Source organism: Streptomyces sp. NRRL F-525 (assembly GCF_000716605.1).
Lineage (GTDB): Bacteria > Actinomycetota > Actinomycetes > Streptomycetales > Streptomycetaceae > Streptomyces.
In genome coordinates this window covers 1-19,983 of the sequence record NZ_JNXE01000068.1, presented here as the reverse complement: position 1 = coordinate 19,983, position 19,983 = coordinate 1, and the positions used below count along the sequence as shown (strand labels likewise).

Annotated in this window: 15 protein-coding genes; 3 read left to right on the top strand and 12 right to left on the bottom strand. The window is 69.6% G+C overall.

The annotated features are described in order from the left end of the window. From OO69_RS46875 to OO69_RS46825, 9 genes are all read right to left on the bottom strand, one after another. Positions 1 to 4,911, bottom strand: a 4,911-nt coding sequence (locus tag OO69_RS46875; RefSeq protein WP_158713528.1) for a type I polyketide synthase, incomplete at its 3' end; no start/stop codon positions are given. A gap of 287 nt (positions 4,912 to 5,198) precedes the next feature. Continuing rightward, a complete protein-coding gene (locus OO69_RS46870; RefSeq protein WP_158713527.1) occupies positions 5,199 to 5,966 on the bottom strand; it encodes a thioesterase II family protein in 768 nt (255 codons plus the stop codon). Positions 5,967 to 6,001: 35 nt separating this feature from the next. Next, entirely contained in the window at positions 6,002 to 7,096 is a 1,095-nt protein-coding gene (locus OO69_RS46865; RefSeq protein ID WP_033287161.1) for an alpha/beta hydrolase, read from the bottom strand. Then, a complete protein-coding gene (locus OO69_RS46860) occupies positions 7,093 to 7,848 on the bottom strand; it encodes a 2-oxo acid dehydrogenase subunit E2 (protein ID WP_033287160.1) in 756 nt (251 codons plus the stop codon). The genes OO69_RS46865 and OO69_RS46860 overlap by 4 nt, the downstream gene beginning before the upstream one ends. Further along, on the bottom strand, positions 7,845 to 8,075 hold the full coding sequence (locus tag OO69_RS46855) for an acyl carrier protein (protein WP_033287159.1): 231 nt from the start codon (positions 8,073 to 8,075) through the stop codon (positions 7,845 to 7,847). Before OO69_RS46855 ends, OO69_RS46860 begins: the two co-directional genes overlap by 4 nt. After that, complete coding sequence (locus OO69_RS46850) at positions 8,072 to 9,976, bottom strand: HAD-IIIC family phosphatase (RefSeq protein ID WP_033287158.1); 1,905 nt, start codon at positions 9,974 to 9,976, stop codon at positions 8,072 to 8,074. Before OO69_RS46850 ends, OO69_RS46855 begins: the two co-directional genes overlap by 4 nt. 3 nt (positions 9,977 to 9,979) lie before the next feature. Continuing rightward, positions 9,980 to 11,011 carry a 3-oxoacyl-ACP synthase III family protein gene (locus OO69_RS46845; protein ID WP_033287157.1) on the bottom strand — a complete coding sequence of 344 codons (1,032 nt, stop codon included), beginning with the start codon at positions 11,009 to 11,011 and terminating at the stop codon, positions 9,980 to 9,982. 117 nt (positions 11,012 to 11,128) lie between these two features. Next, complete coding sequence (locus OO69_RS46840) at positions 11,129 to 11,653, bottom strand: allene oxide cyclase barrel-like domain-containing protein (RefSeq protein WP_033287156.1); 525 nt, start codon at positions 11,651 to 11,653, stop codon at positions 11,129 to 11,131. Positions 11,654 to 12,477: 824 nt separating this feature from the next. Further along, complete coding sequence (locus tag OO69_RS46825; RefSeq protein ID WP_033287153.1) at positions 12,478 to 12,798, bottom strand: hypothetical protein; 321 nt, start codon at positions 12,796 to 12,798, stop codon at positions 12,478 to 12,480. Positions 12,799 to 12,974: 176 nt separating this feature from the next. On the opposite strand from OO69_RS46825, the gene OO69_RS46820 reads away from it, so the two are divergent. Next, positions 12,975 to 15,410 (top strand): DEAD/DEAH box helicase, encoded by a 2,436-nt coding sequence (locus OO69_RS46820; protein ID WP_033287152.1) that lies wholly within the window; start codon positions 12,975 to 12,977, stop codon positions 15,408 to 15,410. A 186-nt stretch (positions 15,411 to 15,596) separates the two neighbouring features. On the opposite strand, the gene OO69_RS46815 is transcribed toward OO69_RS46820, so the two are convergent. The 3 genes from OO69_RS46815 to OO69_RS46805 are packed head-to-tail and all read right to left on the bottom strand — an operon-like array spanning position 15,597 to position 17,462. After that, on the bottom strand, positions 15,597 to 16,025 hold the full coding sequence (locus OO69_RS46815; protein WP_078652904.1) for a DUF6527 family protein: 429 nt from the start codon (positions 16,023 to 16,025) through the stop codon (positions 15,597 to 15,599). Continuing rightward, the gene (locus OO69_RS46810) at positions 16,022 to 17,209 is read right to left on the bottom strand and encodes a ThiF family adenylyltransferase (RefSeq protein ID WP_033287151.1); all 1,188 of its coding nucleotides are present in this window, start codon (positions 17,207 to 17,209) and stop codon (positions 16,022 to 16,024) included. Before OO69_RS46810 ends, OO69_RS46815 begins: the two co-directional genes overlap by 4 nt. Then, complete coding sequence (locus OO69_RS46805) at positions 17,184 to 17,462, bottom strand: multiubiquitin domain-containing protein (protein WP_033287150.1); 279 nt, start codon at positions 17,460 to 17,462, stop codon at positions 17,184 to 17,186. Before OO69_RS46805 ends, OO69_RS46810 begins: the two co-directional genes overlap by 26 nt. Before the next feature lie 129 nt (positions 17,463 to 17,591). Here OO69_RS46805 and OO69_RS46800 point away from each other — a divergent pair, with 129 nt between their 5' ends. Together OO69_RS46800 and OO69_RS46795 are read left to right on the top strand one after the other, a co-directional pair. After that, complete coding sequence (locus OO69_RS46800; protein WP_033287149.1) at positions 17,592 to 18,443, top strand: hypothetical protein; 852 nt, start codon at positions 17,592 to 17,594, stop codon at positions 18,441 to 18,443. Positions 18,444 to 18,467: 24 nt separating this feature from the next. After that, entirely contained in the window at positions 18,468 to 19,040 is a 573-nt protein-coding gene (locus OO69_RS46795) for an STAS-like domain-containing protein (RefSeq protein ID WP_158713526.1), read from the top strand. Positions 19,041 to 19,983 lie beyond the last annotated feature (943 nt).

Genomic DNA, 19,983 nt, shown 5'->3' with positions numbered 1-19,983 from the left:
GAGGAAGTCGGGGCGGATGCCGTGGTGTTCGAGGAGCCGGAACAGGGCGGTCTGCAGGGCGAAGAGTGCGGGCTGGGTGTAGGCGGTGGTGTTGAGGTCCGTCGGGTCGGTGTCGAACAGCACGTCCTTCAGTGGCCGGGCCAGGTGCGGGTCCAGTGCTGCGCAGGCCGTGTCGAGGGCGGCCGCATACACCGGCTCGGATGTGTACAGCTCCTCTCCCATACCGGCGTACTGCGATCCCTGCCCGGTGAACAGAAACGCCGTCCCGCCGAGCCGGGGCGTGCCCTGGGCCAGTCCGGCGGCGGTCTCGCCGCGGCTCAGTGCGTCCAGGGCCGCGCTCAACTCGGCGCGGTTCCGGCCGAAGACGACGGCGCGGTGGTCGAAGACCGTGCGGGTGGTCGTCAGCGCCCGGCCGACGGCGGAAGGGGACAGCTCGGGATACGCGTCCAGGTGCGCGCGGAGTCGTACCGCCTGGTCGCGTAGCGCGGGCTCGGTCTTCGCCGACAGCGGCCACGGAACCAGCGCCTCCGGGCGGTCGCCCGAAGCGTCCGGCTCGGCGGTGTACACCGCCTCGGCCAGGGGCGCCTGCTCGATGATCACGTGGGCGTTGGTGCCGCTGATGCCGAAGGAGGAGACCGCGGCCCGTCGTGGACGGCCGTCGGTCTGCCAGGGCGCCGCCTCGGTGAGCAGTGCGACGGCACCGCTGCTCCAGTCGACGTGCGGGGTCGGCTCGTCCAGGTGCAGCGTCTTCGGCAGTACGCCGTGCTGCATGCCCATGACCATCTTGATGATGCCGCCGACTCCGGCGGCGGCCTGGGCGTGGCCGATGTTGGACTTGAGCGAGCCGAGCATCAGCGGCCGGTCGGCGGGCCGTTCCCTGCCGTACGTGGCCAGGATCGCCTGGGCCTCGATCGGATCGCCGAGCCGGGTGCCGGTGCCGTGTGCCTCGACGGCGTCGACCTGGTCCGGGGTCAGCCGGGCACTGGCGAGCGCCTGCCGGATGACGCGTTCCTGGGAGGGGCCGTTGGGGGCGGTGAGGCCGTTGCTGGCGCCGTCCTGGTTGATCGCGGAGCCGCGGACGACCGCCAGCACCTCATGGCCGTTGCGCTCGGCGTCCGACAGCCGCTCAAGCAGCAGCAGACCGACGCCCTCGGACCACGCCGTACCGTCCGCCGAAGCGTCGAACGGCTTGCAGCGACCGTCGGGGGACAGGCCGCGCTGGCGGCTGAACTCCACGAACATGCCCGGCGTGGCCATGACCGCCGCGCCGCCGGCCAGCGCGATGGTGCATTCGCCCTGCCGCAGCGCCTGACTGGCCAGGTGCAGCGCGACCAGGGACGAGGAGCAGGCGGTGTCGACGGTGACCGCCGGGCCCTCCAGCCCGAAGGTGTACGCGACACGCCCGGACGCGACGCTGCCGGTGCTGCCGGTCAGGAGGTATCCGTCGTATCCCTCGGCCGACTCGTGCAACCGGGGGCCGTACTCCTGGGACATCGCGCCGACGAACACCCCGGCCTGGCTGCCGTGCAGCGAGGCCGGCGTGATGCCGGCCCGTTCGAACGCCTCCCAGGCCGTCTCCAGCAGCAGCCGCTGCTGCGGGTCCATGGCGGCGGCTTCCCGCGGGCTGATACCGAAGAAGGCCGGGTCGAACTGGTCGGCGTCGTGCAGGAATCCGCCGGACCGGGTGTAGGCCTTGCCCGACCGACCGGGGTCCGGGTCGTACAGATCCTCGGCCCAGCCGCGGTCGGTCGGGAACGGGCTGATCGCGTCCACCCCGTCGGCGACCAGCCGCCACAGGTCCTCGGGCGACGCCACACCGCCCGGATAGCGGCAGCTCATCGCGACGATCGCGATCGGCTCGTCCGGCGCCGTACCCGTCACGGGCACCGGCTTGCTGTCGCCGAGACCGAGGGCCTCGGCCCGCAGGAAGCGCACCAGGGCCATCGGCGTCGGGTGGTTGAACAACAACGTGGTCGGGAGGTCGAGCCCGGTCGCCGCGTTGAGCCGCGTGCGCAGCTCCACCGAGCTGACCGAGTCGAAGCCGTGATCCTTGAACGCCTGCTCGGCATCGACGGCTTCGGGCGTGACATGACCGAGCACGATCGCCACATGTGTCAGTACGAGGTCGAGCAGCTCGCGCTCCTGCTCGGCCTGCGGCAGGCCGGCGAGGCGTCGGCCCAGCGACGCGTCCTCACGTGCGTCGGCGTCGGCCAGAGCCTCGGCCCCGGCGGCGGCGAGGGGAACCGGCGGCACGGTGGGCGGGACCTCGGCTCCGGCCGCGTCCACCCAGTAGCGCTGGTGCTGGAAGGCGTAGGTGGGCAGGTCCAGCGGGCCGGAGGCGGTGACACGGTCGGCCGGCCAGATGGTCAGGTCGCTGGTGGTGTGCAGCTCGGCGAAGGTGGTCCGGAGGGTGACCGTGTCTGGGCGGTTCCGGCGAAGGAGAGAGATGGCGGTGATGGGGGAGTCGCCCGCGAGAGTGGTGTGCGTCAGTGGAGTGAGGACGGTGTCCGGGCCCAGCTCCACGAAGTGGGTGACGCCCTGCTGCTGCAACTGCTTGACCGCGTCGGTGAAGCGGACGGTGTGCCGGACGTGGCGGGCCCAGTAGCCGGGGTCGGCCAGCTCGTCGGCGGTGAGGGGCTCGCCGGTGAGAGTGGAGACGATCGGGATGGCCGGCGCATTGGTGGTCAACGACGCGGCGACCGACTGGAGTTCGTTGAGGGCGCTGTCCATGTGGGGAGAGTGGAAGGCGTGCGAGACGGTGAGCGCCTTGGTTTTACGGCCCCGGGCCTTCCATGCGTCGGCGACGTGATGGGCGGTCTCGTAGTCGCCGGAAATCACCGTGGAAACGGGTGAGTTGAGGGCAGCGATGTCGACGCCGGGAGCCAGCGTGGGCAGCAGCTCGTCCTCGGTGGCCTCGATGGCGATCATCGCTCCGCCGGGGGTTGAGGCCTGCATCAACCGCCCGCGAGCGGCGACCAAAGTGGCAGCCTCCGCCAGCGGCCACACTCCCGCGACGTGCGCCGCCGCCAGTTCCCCGACGGAGTGCCCGGCCAGGAAGTCCGGCCGGATGCCTCGGTGTTCGACCAGCCGGAACAGCGCGGTCTGCAGGGCGAAAAGAGCCGGCTGCGTATAAGCGGTGGTGTTGAGGTCCGTCGGATCGGTGTCGAACAGCACGTCCTTCAGTGGCCGGGCCAGATGCGGGTCCAGCGCCGCGCATGCCGCGTCGAACGCGGCTGCGTACACCGGCTCCGATGCGTACAACTCCCCTCCCATGCCGGCGTACTGCGATCCCTGCCCGGTGAACAGGAACGCCGTTCCGCCCGCCTGCAAGGTGCCCTGTACGACGTCCGGCGTCGCCTTGCCCCGAGCGAGCGCGTCCAGGCCGGCCAGCAGCTCCTCCCGGTCACCGGTCAGCAGCACCGCCCGCTGGTCGAACCTCGTCCGTCGGCCCGCCAACGCGGCGCCCAGCGAGGCCGGTTCGACGCCTGGCCGCTCCAGCAGATACGTCCGCAGCCGATCGGCCTGACCCCGCAGCGCCTTCTTCGTCTTGGCTGACAGCACCACCGGGGTATCGCCCGGATCCACAGGTGTCGCCGCGGGCGAGCGCCATTCGGTCAGGGCCACATGGCAGTTGGTGCCGCCCATGCCGAAGGACGAGACCCCGGCGATGAGCGGGCGGTCCGCCGCCGGCCAGGGGCCCAGCTCTGTCTGCACCCGGATGCCCAGCCGGTCGAACGGGATACCCGGGTTCGGGGTCTCGAAGTTGAGGCTCGGCGGGAGTTCGCGGTGGTGGATGCTGAGGACCGCCTTGAGCAGGCCGACGATGCCCGCCGCGCCCTCCAGGTGGCCGACGTTGGTCTTCGCCGAGCCGACCCGCACCGGCTGGTCGGGGGAGCGGTCGGCGCCGAGGGCCGCGCCGAGCGCGGACGCCTCGATGGGGTCGCCGACCTTGGTGCCGGTGCCGTGCAGTTCCACGTACTGCACATCGGACGGCCGGATGCCGGCCCGCTCGTAGGCCAGCCGCAGGACTTCCTCCTGCGCCCGCGGACTGGGGACGGTCAGACCCGTCCCGCCGCCGTCGTTGTTGGTCGCGGTGCCGCGGATGACGCAGTACACCGGGTCGCCGTCGGCCACCGCCAGCGCCAGTGGCTTGAGCACGACCAGGCCGCCGCCCTCGCCTCGGACGTAGCCGTTGGCGCGCGCGTCGAAGGTGAAGCAGCGGCCGTCGGGGGACAGGCCGCCGAACTTCGATGCCTCCATGGCGCTTTCCGGCACCAGGTTGAGGTTCACCCCGCCGGCCAGCGCGAGGGTGGACTCGCCGCGTAGCAGGCTCTCGCAGGCCATGTGCACGGCGAGCAGGGACGAGGACTGCGCGGCGTCCACGGTCAGGCTCGGCCCGCGCAGGCCCAGGGTGTACGAGACGCGGTTGGCGATGATGCTGCGGTGCAGTCCGGTGATGGTGTGCCGGGTGATGGCGCCGGTGCCGCCGCGGTGCAGCAAGGTCGCGTAGTCGTCCCAGATGGCCCCCACGAAGACACCGGTGCGGCTGTCCTTGATGGTGCCCGGCACGATCCCGGCATCCTCCAGGGCCTCCCAGGCCAGCTCCAGCATCAGCCGCTGCTGCGGGTCCATCGTGACGGCCTCGCGTGGCGAGATGCCGAAGAAGGCCGGCTCGAAGCCGTCGACGCGGTCGAGATAGGCGCCGTGCCGGGTACGGGCGCCGCCCGGCGCGGAACGGTCCCGGTCCATGAGAGCGTCGGGGTCCCAGCGGTCGGCCGGCGTCTCGGTGACGGCGTTCACACCGTCCCTGAGCAGCCGCCAGAACGCGGCGGGACTGGGTGCCATCGGCAGCCGGCAGGACAGACCGACGATCGCGATCGCGTCGTCCAGGTCGGTACCGGCGTCGGACATGGCGGGAACGGGCCCACTCGTCATCGCGTCTCACTGCCCCTCGTGGTGAACAGTCTGGGTGCGGTCGCGGTACGCAACAACGCGGCGGCCGCAGCCGGTTTCTGATGCCGGCACCAGTTTTTCCGGCGCGGCTAACGACGTTCTTCGCGCGATCTAACACGCGGTCTCGTACGGTCCCGCGCGTGCTTGTCGTGCCTGCTCTTGTGCCTGCTTCGTACGCGGTCCGGTGCGGGCCGGCGCCCTCAGGCTCAGCGGGCCGACGGACGTGCGGTCTCCGCTGGCGTGGACTATCCCGGCGTGGGCACTGTTTCCCGCAGTACCGCGACCAGCCGGTCCAGGAACACCGCCGGGGAGTCGCGGACGAACAGATGCCCGCCGGGGACGACCTGCACGGTCGCGGTCGCGAGGGTGTGCTGCGCCCAGGCGGCGGCGTCCTGCTCGGGCACCAGCGCGTCGTCCGCGCCGGTGAAGACATGGATCGGGCAGGACAGCGGCGAATGCCGCGCCTCCTGCTCCTGGCCGTCGTGGTGGCTCTCGCAGACCTGCAGGTCGTCCCGGAGTATGCCGACGGCCATCCGCAGCCACTCGGGATAGCCCAGCAGCATCGGCGACATGCCGCCCATGTCGACCAGCCACTGGGCCAGGTCCTGGTCGCCGAGCGCCAGCGCCCCGGCCAGCGCGGGCCGGCGGTGCGGCGCGGGATAGGCGCCGACCAGCAGACTCACCGGCGGCTCGCCCCCACAACGCACCACCCGCTGGGCGAGATTGCGGGCCAGCAGGGCTCCCATGCTGTGGCCGTAGAAGGCGTACGGCCCGGCCAGCGCCGGGCCGAGCCGCTCGTGCAGTTCGGGCAGCAGCTCTTCCATGCTGGTGAAGCGCGGCTCGCGGACCCGCTGTTCGCGGCCGGGCAGCTGTACGGGGACCACGCTGATGTCCGGGCCCAGCGCCTGCTGCCAGTCCCGGAACAGCGAGGCCGCCCCGCCGGCATGGTGGAAGCAGAACAGCCGCAGCCGCGCGCCGGGATCCGGGGGCACCGGCAGGTATGCGCCAGACATGTCGGACACGTCGGTCGACCGGCCCGTGGCCTCCGTCATGCGGGCGTGCCCGCGAGTCGCCTGCGGACCCGCGTCGCCTGGAACAGCGCGCCGATCACCGCTCGTTGCATCCCGCCGGCCTGCCGCATCCGCAGCACCGACAGCACCGTCCACAGCCGGGCCTCGGCGGCGTGCGCCGGCGAGCCGTGCACGTCGTCGTTGGTCACCAGGTGGACGCCCTTCACATGGCGGCGCAGCAGTTCCACGTCTCCGGGCGGGATGATCTCGTCGCGCGCGCTGGCCATGCAGTGCACGGGGATGTCCAGGGCTTCGAGCTCGTCCACACTCAGCGCCCAGTCCCGCAGCTGCCCCAGCGTCTCGGCGGGCTTGGTGCCGGTCAGGTGCGCCAGCGTCTCCACGGTGACGCGCGGCACCCCGGCCTGCCAGTCGGTGTCGGTGAAGAAGTCCCGTACCGGCGGGCCGGCTGTGACGACGCCCTTTATCCGGGGGTCGTTCACCGCGCAGCGCAGGGCCAGATGGCCGCTGAAGCTCAGCGCGATCGCGTACGTCCGCGTCACGTCGGCCACGTGGGCCAGCTCGTCCAGCACACCGGACAGCAGCTGCCAGCTGTCGGCGGTGTACGGGAGCGAGTTCTCGCCGACGCTGGGCATCTCCACGACGACCGCGGCCATGCCGAGCCGCCGGACCGCGCCAAGCACCTGCGCCCACTGCTCCTTGATGCTGACGATGCCGCCGCAGATCAGCAGCACCGGCAGCGGCCGCGCCGCGGACAGGCCGCTGGTCCAGCAGCGAACCCGGCCGCCGGGCAGCTTCAGCTCGCGGCGCTCGATGAACGGGAAGTCGGCGGCCCACTGTTCGAAGGCACCGACGCAGTTGGTCAGCGCCTCCTGCCGGGCGGGTCCGTCCACGTACGGGAAGCGGGCCAGGTTGTAGTACCGCACCGCGTCCAGGTGCCTGCCCTGCTCGGCCAGCGCCCGCGCCGAGCGGCTCCACTCCACGGCCCAGGAGCCGGGCATGCCCTCGTCGTCGGTGCGGATACGGCCCAGCATCTCGCTGTACTGGGCGGGCGCGATGCCCTGGGTGCGGGCGTGCACCTGCACGAACTGCTTCAGCTCGTCGATGTCGTTCATGCGGCGAACTCCTCGAGGTTCCGCTTGATGTCGGCCAGCAGGTCGGCGGCCTCGGCGCCGTCCACGACCCGGTGGTCGAAGGCCATGTTCAGCCGCAGCACCGGGGCAACAACGATCGCGCCGTCCTTGACCACCGCCCGGTCGATGAAACGGCCCACGCCCAGGGTGACGGCGGTGCCGCCGACCGAGTGGAAGCCGTCGACCGGGCGGTGCCCGAGCGAGGTGACGGCCAGCGTGCCGAAGGTCTCCGCGCGGCGCCGCAGCGGCCGTACCCCGAGGCGGAACAGTGCGGCGCCCAGTGGCCGGGGCAGGCGCTGCATACCGCGTACGCCCTGGAACTCGGCCATGGTGTCGGCGCTGCCGTCGCGGTAGTGCTCGACCAGCTTCTGGATCTCCCGCAGCCCGGCGGTGTCCACCGCAGGCAGCACCGCAGCGAGCACCACCCGCTGCCCGTTGAGAGACTTGTCCAGGGTGAGCTTGACGTTGACCGACGGGTAGCCGGCGACGCGCTGCCGCAGCCGGCCGCCGATCGCGGCGTTGGCCTGCGGGTGGTCGGCCAGCGCGCGGGAGGCGGCGTGCAGCACGTAGCTGACCACCGAGAACCGGTCGCCTTCGCCGCCGGCCAGCTCCCGGTGCGCCAGGACAGTGCCGAGGTCGACCTCGGTGTCCAGGAAGACCGGCATGACCGAGCGGATCTCGCGCAGGAAGAACAGGGTGTGGCGGCGTTCGCGGGCGAGCGGGGTGATGTTCACGCCGCCACCGCCACCACGTCGTAGATGCCGCCGATGCTCGGGGCCTCCAGCACGTCGGGCAGCGAGATGCTACGACCGGTGCGCTGCTCCAGCACGGTCAGCAGCCACACCAGGTGCACGGAGTCCCAGCCGGGCACCTCATCCAGCCGGCGGGCGGCGTCGTCGCTGGTGACGGGCAGACCGAGCTCATCGCGCAGGATCGCGATGAAGTCGTCGATGGTATTCACTGGAGTGCCCCTTCGAGGTTCTCGGTCAGGTGGATGTGCTCGGGCGCAGGGGCGATAGCCGCCAGGCTGTGCCGGAAGACGACCGTCTGCCCGTAGCCCGCGAAGTGCTGGAATCCATAGCGCGGATAGAAGTCCTTGACGATGCTGTTCTTGGCGCTGGTCCGGTACATGCCGCACACCGCGGACAGGCCGCTGTCCCGGGCGAGCCGCAGCAGCGCGGACAGGCAGGCGTGCTCGATGCCACGGGAGAACACCCGGCAGCTGAGCAGGAAGTTCTCGATGTGCAGCTCGTCGTTGGTGCGCCGGGCGAAGATCGCGCCGACCAGGCCGTTGTCGCCGAACCGGTCGGCGGCCGCGATGCCCAGCACCAGGCTGTCACCGTCGTCCCGCATCGCGCGGACCTCGGAGGGCTGGAGCCGGAGCGTGGTGAGGTTGAACTGGTTGGTGCGCAGAGTGATCTGGGAGATCCGGGACACCTCGGTGTCGGCGGGCTCGGCCAGCCGCACCTCGATCTTCAGCTCCCGCAGGTAGTCCTCGATCGACTCGAAAGTGTGCAGGAAGTCGTTGCGGACCAACTCGTCGCGGTACTTGGAGACGCGGGTGATGTCCTCGGTGGTCAGCTCGCGGCTGTCGAACCAGCCGTCGGCCAGCACCTTCCCGATGTGCTGGGCCGGTTCGGTACCCACCGGTACCACGGCCACACCGGGCAGCTGACGGCGGACCAGATTGCACTCGTACGGGCTGTCGTCGACGAACACGAAGCTGTCCACACCGAGGTTGAGGTCGGCGGCGAGTTCGAGCAGGTTCTCGTGCTTGGGCCGCCAGTTGGCGGTGATCCGGACAAAGTCGGAGGCGGCCAGCGTCATCCGGGGATGCGTGAATGCCTCCTGGACCCGCTCGACGTCGTTCTTGCTCACCGCGGCCAGCAGTACGCCCTGCGACGCGATCTGCCGGACCGCCTGCTGGAACTGGCGGAACGCCTCGCCGCGGTAGCTGTCGGCCACCTGGATGCCCTCGACGCCGTCCTCACCGAGGACACCGCCCCACACCGTCTCGTCCAGGTCCACCACCAGGCACTTCTTCGTACGCCCCGACACATGCCGGGCCAGGTGACCGACGTCCCTGGCGTAGTGCGCCAGCAGCTCGGTGGACAGGTGCGCCTTGGCGTACACGCTCAGCCTGGGGTCGGTGGCCGCGGTTCCGTCGGCGGTGACCGGGTCCAGGTCGAGCACCACCAGGGACGTGTGCTCCTCGGCCAGCCGGAGCAGCCGCGCGTTGGCCTCGCGCCAGATCGCGCCGAGCCGGGCCCGGGAGCGGTGGTCCAGCAGCTGGCGCGGGTAACGGGACGGCAGCGAAAGGGTGTTGAGCACGAGGGTGCCGCTGCCGGCGGACCCGAATCGGGCCACCAGCTTCTCGATCAGCGCCAGCTTCGTGTCGAACGCGTCGGCGACGTCCTCGGGCCGCCACGGCGACGGCACCGCGTCGAAGACCACCGTGTGGTCCAGCAGGCACAGCGTCAGATCGGCCCGGACCGCGTAGAGCGCGCTGTCCGGGTCGGTCAGGTCGAAGACGTAGTTGTCGAACGTCGACTGGTGGGCGCGCAGCAGCAAGCCGTGCCGGGCGCACTCCGCGGTCAGCGCCGGCACCAGGGTGGCCAGCGTGCCGTGGCCGGTGACCGCGACCGACACGACCGGGGTGGCCGGGTGGGCAGCCAGCACGTCGTCTGGGTCGAGGCGGGCGAGCAACTGCCCGGCGTGGGCAAGACCGCTGCTGTCCAGATCCGTCAGCAGCCCGCCGACCTGCGGGTAATCAGTGACGAGAGCGCCGGAGCGGTGCAGGTCAAGCAGCGTGGCGTTCGGTGCGGCGGCCGGGACGGGGGACGCGGCTTCGGTTGCTGACATGACTCAGACCTTCTCCAACGCGAACCCAGCTTTGATCCACTTGCTGGACTCGACCGCGACGGCGATGGCGCGATCGCCCGGTCCCATCCGCTCCAGGGCGCGTTCCAGCTGGAAGAAGACCAGCGCGTTGCCGTTGTTGCCGGTGTCCTGAACGCAGCTGACCTCCTGGGCGTCGGCCACCGCCAGGCGCTCCACGATCCGCTTCGTCATCCGGCCGGACAACTGCGGCGGGAGTAGGAAGTCCAGGTCGGCCTGCTGCCAGCCCAGCGTGTCCAGCAGCTCCTTGAGGATCTCGCCGGCCATCACCGGCACCGACTCCTCGATGGCCTTGTAGTCCTCCATGCCGGCCGGCCGGTCCGAGGCACGGTCGGCCAGGCCGAACCACTCGATGACCTGGCCGGGGGCGCGGCCGAGGCCGGTCAGCCGGTTCAGCACTGCCTTGATGGTGACTGAGCCGGGGGTCGGCCTGGTGCTGAGCACCGCCGCGCCCGCTCCGTCGCCGAACAGCACCACGTTGACCAGCTGCGCCGGCGCCATGCTCGACACGTCCATGTCGATGTCGAGGTGCTTGGCGCACACGTCGCCGCCGATGACCAGCGCCGTGGTGTGCCGGCCGGTCAGCAGCATCTCGCGGCCCACGTCCAGGGCCTGCACGGCGCCGGCGCAGCCCGACTGCAACTGGTAGGTGGGAATGCCGTCGATGCCGAGCCGGTCCGCGATCAGGTTGACCGTCGCGGGCATCAGTGCGTCGGGAGTAGCCGTGCCCATCACGATCACGTCGATGTCGGAGGCTTCCAGGCCGGCCGCCGCCAGCGCCCGGCCGCCCGCGGTGGTGCCCAGGTCGGCCAGCGAGTGGTTCACCTCGCCGGTCTCCAGGTCAACCGAGAGGTGCCGGGTGCGGGTGCCGATGAACGTGTCCACCCACTGTTCGAACTGCTGGTGCGTGCCGAGCTGACGGGCCAGGGTGGCGTTGTCCACGGGGGGTCCGGGGAGTGCGGTTCCCACGGACAGGATGTGGATCTCGGGGGCGTCCATCGGGTCCCTTCTCAGGGGATTGGGGCTGGCTGCCGGTCGCCGCCGAGCGTCGCTCGGACCTGCCGGTCCGGGCGGGTCACCTGCTCAGCGGCTGCGGAAGTCCGTGCCGTCCGAGCCTCAGTGGCACAGGACGATGCTGGACACGTACGTCTGCGGGTCGATCCGGCGGTAGGTCCGGGCACCGGTCATGCCGAGGTAGCGGCCGCTGGTGCCGACCGCGGGCTCGGTGACGGTGGCGCCGGCCACGGTGCCGGTGGCGTCCATCACCGAGTTCTCCGTGACGTCGCCGCCGATCAGCTTGTCCACGTTGGTGTTGAAGGCCATCACGTGGTTGTCGCTGGCCCGGACCAGCACGGCGACGCTGGATCCGGTCGCGGTACCGATCTGCTTGCCGTGCGCGTCGATCAGCGCGTTGGTGTAGCCGCCGCTGTCGGTGAGGCTCAGCCCCTTGGGGTCGTTGTCGGTACTGGTGGCACTGAGCACCTTCTCGTTCAGCGCCGTGAAGCTGACGCAGCGCGGCGAGCCGAGGTCCGGGCCCGCGGCGGCGGGCGTCGGGGAGAGAACGGCGGTGAATGTGGCCCCGACGGCACAAGCCGCGAAAAGACCGATACCGTACCGCCCACTGCGTGCGGTGATACGCATGAAAAGGCTCCTGTCGTTGTCCCGGATGCGGAGGCCCGCGCCCGGTTCATCGTTGATGCCACGACTAATGCGGCCCTTACGCAGTCCTTCGGGCGGTGGCTCACCGAGGCCGGGTGGTGCAACGACGATTCCCCGGACCTGCCAATCCCCTCGCAGCGTGGAGACGATTTACGCTGCTTGCTGCCAGACTTGCTGAGCCCAGTACCGCTGCTCGAACTCCACCGGGCTGACGAAGTCGCACACGCTGTGCAGCCTCCGAGCGTTGTAGAAGTCCGTGATCCACGTAGCGATCTTCAGCCGGCCCTCGCTGCGGGTGGCGAACCAGTGCCGGTGGTGTATGTACGCTGCGTCTGCCTCACGTTCGACTGCCGACTGTTCAACGACGATCCCGACCGGGGCCTTGCCGCGGAGTTCCTCCGCCACACAGCCGGCACGAGCCACACATGACCGACGAATGCGCCCACTGGTCCCGCTTGCCCGTCTATTGGAGCGCCTCGCGGGCAGCTACGCGGCAGCTGCCGCAATGGACACGATCGCCAGGGCCGAAACTCTTGACGCCCTACGCGTGCACGGTGTACTGGACGATCACGCTACCGCAGTACGTCAGCTTGCCACCGAGTGCGACTTACTGGACTCAGGCCAACACGTTGTGCACGGACACGCTCCACGAGATCGCCCGAACTCAGCAGGAGAGCCTTTTCCTGGCCGTAGTCCTTGGCGGCCTCCCGCAACTGATCGCGGGTGAAGCTGGCCTCCAGATCGGCGTGTGCGGCGAAGTGACAGTCCAGATTGGATCGGTCCAAGACTGAAATCGCCGCTGGTAGTTAGTCGGCGAACTTGTCGACGAAGGTCCGCTCGGAGACCGTTGGCGTGCACGGCACCACCAGCGTCCACTCCGCCGGGTGATGCGCCATGGCCCGCCGGAACGACTTCTTGATCGCTGTCCTACGGCCCCCGAGCGAGCCGGGGAAGCCGTCCGGGCGATACTTGAGCTGGAAGACCCGCAAGTCGGCATCGCCGGTAACCTGCACGTCGATACCGCCGTCACCACCGCGCCCGTTGACCACGACCACCTGCCTGCTGTCATCGAACATGCGGTGCAGCAGTGCCTCGACGAGCTGGGCGAAGGCCAGCGGCGGTTCCACTCGATCGCCAAAGCCCGTACCTCCCAGGTACTCCACCGCATCGTCACACGCCGGTCCGACAACACCCCCGGACCACGGTGCCTGAAACCCCCGGACGGGCAAGCACGGCCAGTGCGATGCCCAGACCCGAGCGCATCTCTCCCATCCGCCCCGTCACTGCTGGGAACATGGCCGGTATGAGTACCGCCGTCCTCTCCCCGTCCTGGCCCGGCCGTCCCGAACGGGCCCAGTTGTTCCCGGACCAGGAACAGGGAGTGCGGCGAGCGGTGCGGCATCTGCGCCGGCCCGGCACACGCGCCTTGTACGTGTCGGCCACCGGTACCGGCAAGACCCTGGCCTCGATCCGGATCGCCGACGAGCTCGACGCACGGCTGGTGCTGTTCGTGGTGCCGACGCTGGACCTGGCCGCGCAGACCGCGCTGGCCTGGCGTGCCGACGGGCGCACCGAGCACATGCTGATCGTGTCCTCGATGGATGCCTCCGGCCATGACGCCCTGGTGGCCCACCGGGTCGGCTCGACCGGTGACTTCCGCGCCCTGGCCGGCCTGATGTCGGTGACGGGGGAGGGGGCGGACCAGATTCCGGCCCTGACGGTGATCTGTACCTACGACTCCCTCGACAAGATCGAGAACACCCGGCACAGCCGGTTCGACGTACCCCCGTTCGACCTCGCGATCATGGACGAAGCCCACCGCATCGCCGGCCGCGCCGACAAGAAATGGGCCGCCGTCAACGACGCCACCCGCATCCGCGCCGAGCGACGCCTGTACATGACCGCCACCCCCCGCCTCATCGCCGCACCAGACCTCTCGGAGTCCGCCGACACCACCCGCCCCCGCCGACGGCACCCCGCAGCACCCGACCCGGACTCCTACGCCAACTCGATGGACAACGAGGCCGTCTACGGCAAGAAGATCCACGAGTACCCCCTCGCACAGGCAGTCGCGGACGGCCGGGCCGCGGACTACCGCATCGTGATCCCCACCCTCACCGACACCGAACTGCGCACCCGCCTCAACCTCCCCACCCCCGACACCGACGACAACGGCCACACCCGCCCCGGCACCGACGACGCACAACGCACCACCGCCCTGCACCTCGCGGTCCTCAAAGCCCTGACCGACCACCAACTGCACCGGATCCTCGTCTACTTCAACCTCGTCGAGGACGCCAAACGCTTCGCCCGCGAACTCGGCCACACCCTGCGCCAGTTGCGCCGCACCGCCCCCGAGCTGTGCCCCGACACAGACCCGGAACTGTTCTTCGTCCACGGCGAGCACACCCCGCAGCAACGCGCCGACATCTTCGCCGACTTCTCGGCCGCGCCCCATGCGATCCTCGCCAACGCGAAACTGATCTCCGAGGGAATCGACATCCCCAGCGTCGACGCGATCGTCTTCGCCGACCCCACCCGCTCCGTACGCCGCTGCGTCCAGGCCCTCGGCCGCGCCCTGCGCCTGTCGGTAAGCGGCAAGATCGCCAGCCTGATCATCCCCGTCTACATCCCGCCCGGCGCCGACCCACAGGACATCCTGGGCACCCCCTACGAGCCGGTGTGGGCGATCACCACCGCCCTGGCCAGCCACGACCACCGCATCGCCGAGCGCCTGCCCGACAAGGCCAACCGACTTTCCAGGGAGACCAGCCGCCTCATCCAGCACCGCTGGCACTTCGACTTCACCGTCCACCCCGAACGCATCGCCCGCGCCATGGACCTGGTCACCTTCGACCCCCGCGACACCACATCCCGCCCCCGCCGCGAAGGCCTCGCAGCCGCCCAGTCCTTCCACGACCAATACGGCCACCTCGACGTCCCCGCCGACCACGTAGACCCCACCGGCTACACCCTGGGCTCCTTCATCACCGGCATGCGCGATGCCCACGCCGCCGGCCGCCTGGACGCCGCCTGGATCACCGAACTCGACGCCCTGGGCATGATCTGGAACAAGCACGAGGCCGCCTGGCGCGCCAACCTCACCACCGTCACCGACTACCACCGAGCTCACGGCCACCTCGCCATCCCCGCCACGGCCCCCGGCGGCACCTTCCTGGCCGAACAGCGCTCCCTGGCCGCCAAGGACCGGCTCGACCCCGCCCGAGCCGAGGCACTCGCGGCCATCGACCCCGACTGGCAGCTCCCGCACGGACCCGACTGGCACCGCAAATACCAAGCGCTCCGCGCCCACCTCACCGCCGGCCATGACCCGGCCACCCTGCACCTGGACACGCTGATCGGCCCGGTCAAGGCCGGACGCTGGCTGCACCGACAGCTCACCGGCTTCACCACCCTCCACCCCCGCCAGCAAGACCTTCTCACCGAGATCGGTCTCACCCCCGACACCAACCCCCTCACCCCGCCCCGCCGACCCCGCCGGACTTTCGAACAGACCGCCCAGCTCCTGGAGTTCTTCATCGCCCGCGAAGGACGTGCCCCCACCGCCCGCGAGAAGATCCTCGTCGACGGCGAGACGGTGAAGCTCGGCCCCTGGTTCGCCAAGGCCCGCACCCACCGACGCACCGGCCGGCTCCCCGAGGAGCATCACGCACTCATCGCCCCGCTCTTCGACGGCGACTGGACCGACGACACCGCACAGCCGGTCTCTCTCGCGTAGCGCAAGGGCGGGCGAAACGCATGCGCGGCTGCAGCCATTCTCGCCGGAGTCGCGAGCCGCGAAGTCAGCGTGCCCGTGTTCCGCGCCCTCCTCCGCTGACCGCAGGGCGGAATGCTGGGGTTCCAGAGAGTGCTGGAGTCGGCCTCGGCAAAGTTCCCGACCCCGGCCGGGGTCTCCTCCGCCAGGTCAGTGGCGGAACCGTGCGTTCAGCCAGCGAAGGAGAGGCGTGAGGCGTCGCTCGGCGGGCACGGGAGCCGCCTCCTGGAGGTTCCCGGCCGGGGTGTGCGGGTCATCGACGGCGCCGCGGCCGCTGCGGTTCGCGGCGATCTGCTTGTCGGACCAGCGCCGGGCCCAGTGCACGGTGTTGTTGCGGATCCAGTAGTGCGACCGGCAGGGGAAGCTCCAGTTGCCGATGGACGGGTGCAGGGAGATGGATTCGCCGTCGAAGGTGAGTTTCCACTCCGCGCGGCCGAGCGGGGTGACGGCTTCGTTTCCGCAGCCGCAGCAGCACAGGTGCGCCACGGTCGCATACGGGATGGAGACGTACACCGTGCCGGGTTCCAGCTGGTCGGGGAAGCAGTCGACGAAGGTGTGCGCCAGGCGAGCGGTGGTCATGTCGTGTCCTCGTTGGTGAGGACGTTGCCGTCGATCTGGTACACGCTGTGGTGCTCGTGTTCCAGGTCGGCGTAGAAGCCGCAGAACTTCTTCCATTTGATCACCGCGAGCGCGGCGTTGACTGCGTTGAGGTCGGCGATCTGGATGTTGCGGGCGTACTCGTTGTTCTCGTCCTCGTCCCCGAACGGGATCCGTCCCATCGCATGGACGTGCGCTCGCTGTTCTGGGGTGCTGGTGGTGACCCGCACCAGGCCGGCCAGTGAACCGTCGCCTTCGTACACGCCCATGCCGACGTCCACGAAGGCGATGCCGTACTCCTCGAGCGCGTGGACCACCAGCTTCCGGGCGGGGCCGCGGTCGATCGAGAGGAACACGAAGTCCATGCCGCGCAGCTCCGCGACGTTCGCCTCGTCGAGATACACCGAGTGGGGGATGATGCCGCGGCGCATCTTCCCGTACATGGCGGCGAGGTAGTCGACTTTCTGCGGCCCGCCGCGGAGGTCTTCCACCGTGGCCGCGCCGGGCGACCGGAAGGCGTTGTGCTGCAGGAAGCGGTCGCCGTCGAAGAGGTGGATCTCCCGCACCGGGGTCTTGGCGACCAGGTCCAGGATGTAGGCGCCCGTGCCGCCCAGGCCGACGATCGCCACCCGGTTGCGCTCCAACTGCTGGGTGACGGCGCTGATGCCGGCCCGGCTGGAGGCGGTGTCGAGATAGCGGAAGACGGAGTCGTCCTCGGGTTCGCAGGTCACCACGGGGAAGGTCTTGGCCGTCGCCCCGGGGTCGATCGCCTGGGCGTGGGCGGACAGGATCGCGGCGTAGGTCGACATCTTCTCGTAGTAGTCCGCGTAGCCGCCGCTGGGCGGCTTGCTGGAGAAGTCGAAGTCGACCGGGAGGCCGTCGGCCAGCAGCCTGGGGGAGCGGGTGTTGATGATCTGCTCCAGCGGGCGGCCTTCGTGGTCGCACGGCGTCGACCCGCTGAAGTGCACCACATGGGTGCTCGGTGCTGCGGTGACGTCGCCGCTCAGGGTCAGCTCTGACACCAGGCGGCCGTAGCGGACGGTGCGGTCGTCGGTCACGTACGGCACGTGGCCGACAACCAGGTAGCCGCCGTGCACCTCGACCTCGAACCCCTCGTCCTGGAGACGCTTGAGGTCGGCGCTACGACTTGTCAGTCTGCGTGACATTGAAGGTCGTCCCGTTCTTGATCTTGATGTGGCCGCCCACGGCCAGCGTCCCCTCGGCCGGGCGCTGCGCCGCGTGCCGGTAGCCGATGGTGAAGACGACGTTCGGGCCGGTGGGCACCGGGTGGAAGGCCAGCCGGACGATCTCGTCGAAGGACAGCTCGTCGTGGTCGACGGTCTTCTCGCGGGTGTTGACGATGATCTTGTACTCGCGGTGGAGTCCGCGCTCCGCGGACTCGTCGGGGGTGTCAGGCATCCCAGACTCCTTTCACGTGTTCATTGAAGCCAATGAAAGCGTAGCACGAGGCCGATCACACCCATGCGACACGCCCGAACACATGAACGCGCGCCGCCCCATAGCAAACGCCTGGCATCCTGATAGACCATGCTGCTGGAACTCGCCGGACGACACCCCCTGCTCCGCAACGACCTGCACGCGAGGGGACAAGCGGACTCCGGCCTGGTCGTCGACGCCCGGCGACTGCGCTTCGCCAGCCCCCTCGACCTCGCCGGGATCGCGGCGCTCACCCATACACGCGCAGACGCCGGAGGAAGCACAGAACTGGTCCTGCCCGCAGACACCGACGTGGCGTCCTACATACAGCGCATGGACCTGATCGAACGCCTCCCTCCTGACACCCGGATTGTCGGCGCGCTCCCGCTCGACGACCGGCGCGACCGCTCATCGACGCTGCTGGAAACCAGCATCCTGACTTCCGGGACGGCCAACGCCGTGGGGGAACGCATCGGCCGACTCGCCACCGCAGGCCTCGGCGCGAAAGCTGGCGCCCGGGCCGCCAGAAGCATCGGCGAACTGATCGACAACGCCGTCAGCCACGGGCAGGGACACCCCGGGGCATTCATCGCGGCCCAGGTCTACACCGGCAAGACCACTCGCTACCGCAGGCTCGAGGTTGCCGTCTGCGACCCAGGAGTCGGCGTGCTCGGCCACCTGCGCCGCAACCCCGAGTACAAAGACACCACAGACAGCGCACAAGCCCTGCGCCGGGCACTGAAGCCGGGCGTCACCGGCACAAGCGAACAACGCGGCCACGGACTGCCCGACCTGCTGGCGCATGCCGGCCTCAACGGCCCCACCCGTCTAGTGCTACGCAGCGGCGACGGACTCCTACGCGTCGGCCGTTTGCTGGCCGACGCGTCCACCGTGCAATCCCACACCTCCTCCACCTGGGTCGACGGCACCTGGACATGGCTGAGAGTGTCATTCACGCCGTAACCCTGCTGTGCTTCAATGCGTTCAATGAACCCGACGAAGCAAAAAGCATCGCCCACATTCGCCGTGCACGGCTTCGGAACCTTCCTGTTCACCCGCACAACCGGCATCACCGTACGCAGCGAACTGGAAAAACAGCTCCACAGCGCCGGACCGGCAGCCCTGCTCACCATCGACTTCACAGGCGTTGAAGCGATGACGAACAGCTTCACCGACGAGTTCCTCGGCAAGTTCTACGTCGCGCTGGCCGCGGGAGACAACGACGTCGAGGGCGTACAACTCGTCGGCCTCAACGAAGAGACCCGTGATGCGGTCACCGTCTGTCTCGAACGCCGCAAGCAGATCGCGGTCGACGCCGCTACCCACGACCTGCTCGGCGATGCAGCGGTACTGGCCGACACCTATCAGCAAGCACGAAAACTCGGAACATTCCGCACCACCGCTCTCTCCGAAGCACTGCAAATCTCCCTGCCCAACGCCAACAACCGACTCAAACGCCTAGTCGAAGCGGGAGCACTCAAACGCGAACGCGCCCCCGGGCCCGAACACGGCGGCAAGGAGTTCACGTATGCCCTACCTCAAGCGCACGAAGACACGTAGACCCCGGACACAGGCCCCCAGAACGCTTCTGCGGATCAGCTTCAGCACTGACCGACAGCCGTCGCGCCCTAACGCCACGGCGGGATCCGTGCAGGAGGGGAGCGGCTAGACCCCACAGACGTCGAAACCGACCACCCTTCTGGGCCAGGCAGGCGCCCGGTGACCACAGCCCGGCACGTCGTCCTCGACGACACGGCCATGATCACCGCTGGCCGCAGCAACCGCCTGGTCTCCCGCCGTATCCACCACGCCCGTGCCGAACTCGGCTGGTACCTTTACGCCCTGGTCGAGGCCAACCGCACCCGTCCCGACGTACCGCCGAGCACATCGCCGTGCCGACCTCGACTGTGGCACGAGACATCACTTGGGCCGCCGTCCGCGCCCGCCACACCGACTTTCCCACTCCTGAACGGCCCCGATGGCGCCGCCATCGCCACAACCGACCCTGGTCAGTGGGAGTGCCAGTCAGGATGGACCGCACCAGCTGAACTCAAACGGCTGCGTATCCCGGCGAGCACTTTGACGTCACCTCAGCCCGCGCGCCGAGAGAGGCACCCCGTGCACACACACGCCAGAGGAAGGGGAGTAAAACTCGGATCCACCATACTTTTCGCGGAAGGAAGCAGCGAGCGCCAGTGGTTGCTTCCTTCCGGCCAAGAGGCACTGACTCCTCACGGAAACCTGACTGAACCCCAGAGACCCAGCCCGGCAGAGCCCACAACAGTTGCCAGCCAAGGACTCGAAGGCGAAGCCGGAGAGTCCCAGCAGGGGTAAGCGAAGCGTTCCCTGCTGCAGGCGAAGCCTGCTCATGCCCCGAAGGGGCGGGATCCGCGAAGCGGATTCTCCCGGAACGAAGTGACGGGGTATCAAGCCGGCGAAGCCGGCTCGTTGCGCGAAGCGCAACTTTTCTCTCAGTAGGTGCGCAGCACCTACTTACCCGCTC